The 4,527-nt window shown below is 67.9% G+C and carries 3 protein-coding genes and 1 pseudogene; 3 read left to right on the top strand and 1 reads right to left on the bottom strand.

Going from position 1 to position 4,527, the window contains the following annotated elements; genetic code table 11:
* From A5646_RS00795 to A5646_RS00785, 3 genes and pseudogenes are all read left to right on the top strand, one after another.
* A pseudogene (locus A5646_RS00795) lies at window positions 1–278 on the top strand (LLM class flavin-dependent oxidoreductase); the annotation flags it as partial.
* Between the two features lie 6 nt (window positions 279–284).
* Complete coding sequence (locus A5646_RS00790; protein ID WP_066868593.1) at window positions 285–1,631, top strand: MFS transporter; 1,347 nt, start codon at window positions 285–287, stop codon at window positions 1,629–1,631.
* 42 nt (window positions 1,632–1,673) lie between these two features.
* Window positions 1,674–3,032 carry an amino acid permease gene (locus A5646_RS00785; protein WP_067019149.1) on the top strand — a complete coding sequence of 453 codons (1,359 nt, stop codon included), beginning with the start codon at window positions 1,674–1,676 and terminating at the stop codon, window positions 3,030–3,032.
* Window positions 3,033–3,098: 66 nt separating this feature from the next.
* On the opposite strand, the gene A5646_RS00780 is transcribed toward A5646_RS00785, so the two are convergent.
* Window positions 3,099–4,527 (bottom strand): thioester reductase domain-containing protein (locus tag A5646_RS00780; RefSeq protein ID WP_156765482.1); only part of this gene is annotated, 1,429 nt, incomplete at its 5' end.

Raw genomic sequence — 4,527 nt, 5'->3', positions numbered from 1 at the left:
CGGACGCGCCCAACCTGTGGGCCGGGGTGGGCCTGGTCCGCGGGGGAGCGGGCACCGCGCTGGTCGGCTCGCACGCCGAGGTCGCCGAGCGGCTGGCCGAATACGCCAAGCTGGGCATCTCCCACTTCATCTTGTCGGGATATCCGCATCTGGAAGAGGCCTACTGGTTCGGCGAGGGCGTGCTGCCGATCCTGGAGCGGATGGGGTTGTGGCGCCACCCCAACCGCCAGTCCCATCCGGCCGCGGGTACGCCGTTCGCGGTCGCCTCGGCGCACTAAGGGGTCATGGCAGCCACCCTGCCCGCGTCCGCACCCGCCGGCCGGGCTCCCGACACGGTAGACGAATCCGCCGCGCAGCGGCGCCGGCGGCTGCGCATCGTGGTCGCGGCGAGCCTGCTGGGCACCACGGTCGAGTGGTACGACTTCTTCCTGTACGCCACCGCGGCGGGCCTGGTGTTCAACAAGGTGTTCTTTCCCAACGAGAGTTCCTTGGTGGGAACGCTTTTGGCGTTCGCGACCTTCGCCGTCGGGTTCGTCATGCGGCCCATCGGCGGGCTGGTGTTCGGCCACATCGGCGATCGCATCGGCCGCAAGCGCAGCCTGGCGTTGACCATGCTGATCATGGGCGGCGCGACGGCACTGATCGGGGCATTGCCCACGGCCGCCCAGATCGGCGCGTGGGCGCCGGTGCTGCTGCTGGCACTGCGGGTGCTGCAGGGTTTCGCGCTAGGCGGTGAGTGGGGCGGGGCCGTGCTGCTGGCCGTCGAACACAGCCCCGGCGACCGGCGCGGCCGCTACGGCGCGATCCCGCAGGTCGGGTTGGCCCTGGGTCTGGCCCTGGGCACCGGCGTGTTCGCCTTCCTGCAGGTCGCCTTGGGCCAGACGCGGTTTCTGTCCTACGGCTGGCGCATCGGCTTCCTGCTGAGCGTGCTGCTGGTGGCGATCGGCGTGGTGGTGCGGCTGCGAGTCGAAGAGACCCCGGCCTTTCGTGAGCTGGGCGAGCTCGAGGCCGCGTCGACCGCGCCCATCCGCGACATCGTCCGCGAACCCCGGTCCCGGCGAAACACCTTGCTGGGGCTGCTGTCTCGCTGGGCGGAAGGTTCGGCCTTCAACACCTGGGGGGTTTTCGCGATCAGCTACGCCACCGGCGCCCTGGGCTTCAACAAGGTCTCGGTGCTGGTGGTGGTGACCATCGCCGCCCTGCTGATGGCGGTGCTGCTGCCCGTCTCGGGCGCATTGACCGACCGCTACGGCGCCCGACGGGTGTACCTGGTCGGGGTGGCCCTCTACGGCCTGGCGGCCTTCCCGGCGTTCGCCTTGTTCGGCACCAGGAACCTGGTGTGGTTCGGGCTGGCGATGGTCCTCGTGTTCGGTGTCGTGCATGCGCTGTTCTACGGCGCCCAGGGCACCTTGTATTCGTCGCTGTATCCGACCGGCACCCGCTACACCGGTTTGTCGTTCGTCTACCAGTTCTCGGGCGTGTACGCGTCCGGGGTGACGCCGATGATTCTCACGTCGCTGATCGCGGCCGTCGGTGGCGCGCCATGGCTGGCCTGCGGGTATCTGGTTGCCACCGCGGTGATCAGCGTGATCGCCACGGCCCTGATCCGCGATCGCGACCTGTACCTGTAAGTCGTTGTTGCTGCGGGCCGCAAAGCCCGCTAGCGTCCGGGCATGGCCAGCAATCCGCAACTGCGCCAAGGGCTGTCGCAGCGGCAGCTCAGCATGATCGCGCTCGGCGGCGTGATCGGCGCCGGCTTGTTCGTCGGGTCCGGGGTGGTGATCAAAAACACCGGTCCTGCCGCGTTTCTCACCTACGCGCTTTGCGGTGTGCTCATCGTGTTGGTGATGCGGATGCTCGGTGAGATGGCGGCCGCGAACCCCTCGACCGGATCGTTCGCCGACTACGCGGCCAAGGCCCTGGGCGGCTGGGCGGGCTTCTCGGTCGCGTGGCTGTATTGGTACTTCTGGGTGATCGTGGTGGGTTTCGAGGCGGTCGCCGGCGGCAAGGTGCTCAACTACTGGTTCCACGCACCGCTATGGCTGCTGTCGCTGTGCCTGATGGTGTTGATGACGGCGACCAACCTGTTCTCGGTGTCGTCGTTCGGTGAATTCGAATTCTGGTTCGCCGGAATCAAAGTCGCGACCATCGTGATCTTCCTCGTGGTGGGAACGGTGTATGTCGCAGGACTGGTGCCGGGCCATCACGGTGGTCTGGCCAATCTGGGATCGCACGGCGGGTTCTTTCCCCACGGCGTGGGTGCGGTGTTCGCCGCCATCGTGGTGGTGATCTTCTCCATGGTGGGCGCCGAGATCGTCACCGTCGCCGCCGCGGAGAGCCGCGACCCCGAGCTCGCGGTGCAAAAGGCGACCCGCTCGGTGGTGGCCCGCATCGGGATCTTCTTCGTCGGTTCGGTCTTCCTGCTCGTGGTGCTGTTGCCCTGGGACTCCGTGGAACTCGGCGCCTCGCCGTACGTGGCCGCGCTCAAACACATGGGGCTGGGCGGCGCCGATCAGGTGATGAACGCGGTGGTGCTGACCGCGGTGCTGTCCTGCCTGAACTCCGGTCTCTACACCGCGTCGCGCATGTTGTTCGTGCTCGCCGAGCGGGGCGAGGCGCCGACGCGGTTGGTCAGGCTGAGCGGACGCGGCGTCCCCCACATCGCGATCCTGTGCTCGTCGGCGGTCGGATTCGGATGCGTGATCTTGGCGCGGGTGGCGCCCAACACGGTGTTTTTGTTCCTGCTCAACTCGTCGGGCGCCATCATCTTGTTCGTCTACTGGCTGATCGCGTGCTCGCAGATCATCCTGCGCCGCCGCACACCCGCCGAGAAGCTGACGGTGAAAATGTGGTGCTACCCGGTGTTGTCGATTCTCACGCTGGCCGCAATCACCGTCGTGCTGGTGCAAATGGCGTTCGACCGCACGGCGCGCAGCCAGCTCTGGCTGAGCCTGCTGTCCTGGGCGGTGGTGATCGGGCTGTATTTCCTCGCCCGCTCCCGCGGCCGCATCCGGGTGTCTTCGGGGGAGTAGGTCGTTCTCGAAAGCGCTAGCACATGCGCTATCGAATTCCGGAGTCACACAACGGCTGAGCTCGGGTCACCCCGCGTGCGCGCCGGTGTGGCTCCTCAGCAGACCGAGCCGCTGCAGATCGGTGACGTATTTGTCGATCAACGCCTCGGTCACGTGCGGCACGTCGTCGTTGTTGCCGATGCCCGCGGATTGCACTGCCGCACGGAACTTTTCGGCCGGCATGCCGGTGCCCTGCGTCGGCTTACCGGGCTTCGCGTAGGCGCTCATCAGCGGCAGCAGCGAGTTCTTGCGCTGGTTGTCGGGCAGCGCCTGCATCGCCTCGGTGAAGCGGGCCAGCCACTGCTGATAATCGTCGACGCGCTCGATCTGGTGTCCGTCGGCGATGAGCCAGTCGACGAAGGTGTCCAGGGAGATGCCGTCGTCGTGGGTGTTGAGCACGTTGTAGGTGTGGTAGCCCTGCCGCGCGCTTGCCCCGAGGGTGGTGATGGCCTCGGCGGTGAAATCGGCGGGCAGCCCGTCGTAGTGGGCGCGCTGCGGGGCGCCGGCCGCATCGAGCTGATAGAACGACCGCGGCGCGATCCCGGTGGCCACCACGCTCAGGATCAGCCGGGTGAACATGTCGGGCACGTTGAGCTGACCCGCGAAGTCGCTGTGCGCCAGGATCATGTCGGACCGGAACACCGCCACAGCAACGCCGCATAGGTCGTGGGCCTCCCGCAGCAGCACCTCGCCCGCCCATTTACTGCTGGCGTAACCGCTGGCATACGACTCGTCGAGGGACCGCGAAGGGCTCGCCGAGCGCACGTCGACGTCCTCCCCGATGAAGCTGCCGTCGGGCAGTGTGGTCACCGCCACGGTGGAGATGTAGTTGATCGGCTTGAGCCGCTTGGTGATCGCGAGCTTGATGATCTCGGCGGTGCCCACCACGTTGGGGCCGAACAGCTGGCTGTAGGGCAGCACGTGGTTGACCAGGGCGGCCGAATGCACGACGAGGTCGACCGTCTCGGCCAGCCGCTCGTAGGTGGGTGTGTCCAGGCCGAGGTTGGGCGCCCCCACGTCGCCGACGAGCACCCGCAGGTGCCGGTCGGCCAATCGCCGGAACCGCTCGGACAATTCGGTGTCCCCGCTGTCGATCGCGGCCTCGATGCGCTGACGTCCGGCGGTCGGGTCGGCGCCGCGGGCCAGGCAGATCACCGTGCCGCCGCCCGGGGCCAGGCGCTCGAGCCAGTCCAGGCACAAAAAGCGCCCCAGGTAGCCGTTGGCTCCGGTGAGAAGCACGGTGTTGATCTCGCCCGTCGCCGCCGGGAGCCCGGGAGCGGCGGCCAGCGTGTCGGCGTCGATGAAGCCGTCCAGCGTCAGGTCCGCGGCGCGCGCCTGGGTGGCGCCGCGCCCGTGCACCGACGCGAACGTCGGCCGCGTCGACGCCGACGTGCGTTCGCCGTCAACGAAATTCGCGACAGTGGTCAGGTTCGCGGTGGGGCTGACGATGGTCTGC

Source organism: Mycobacterium sp. 1245499.0 (genome assembly GCF_001673615.1).
GTDB lineage: Bacteria > Actinomycetota > Actinomycetes > Mycobacteriales > Mycobacteriaceae > Mycobacterium > Mycobacterium europaeum_A.
The sequence above is the reverse complement of the archived record's forward strand: the minus strand, read 5'-3'. Positions and strand labels throughout refer to the sequence as shown.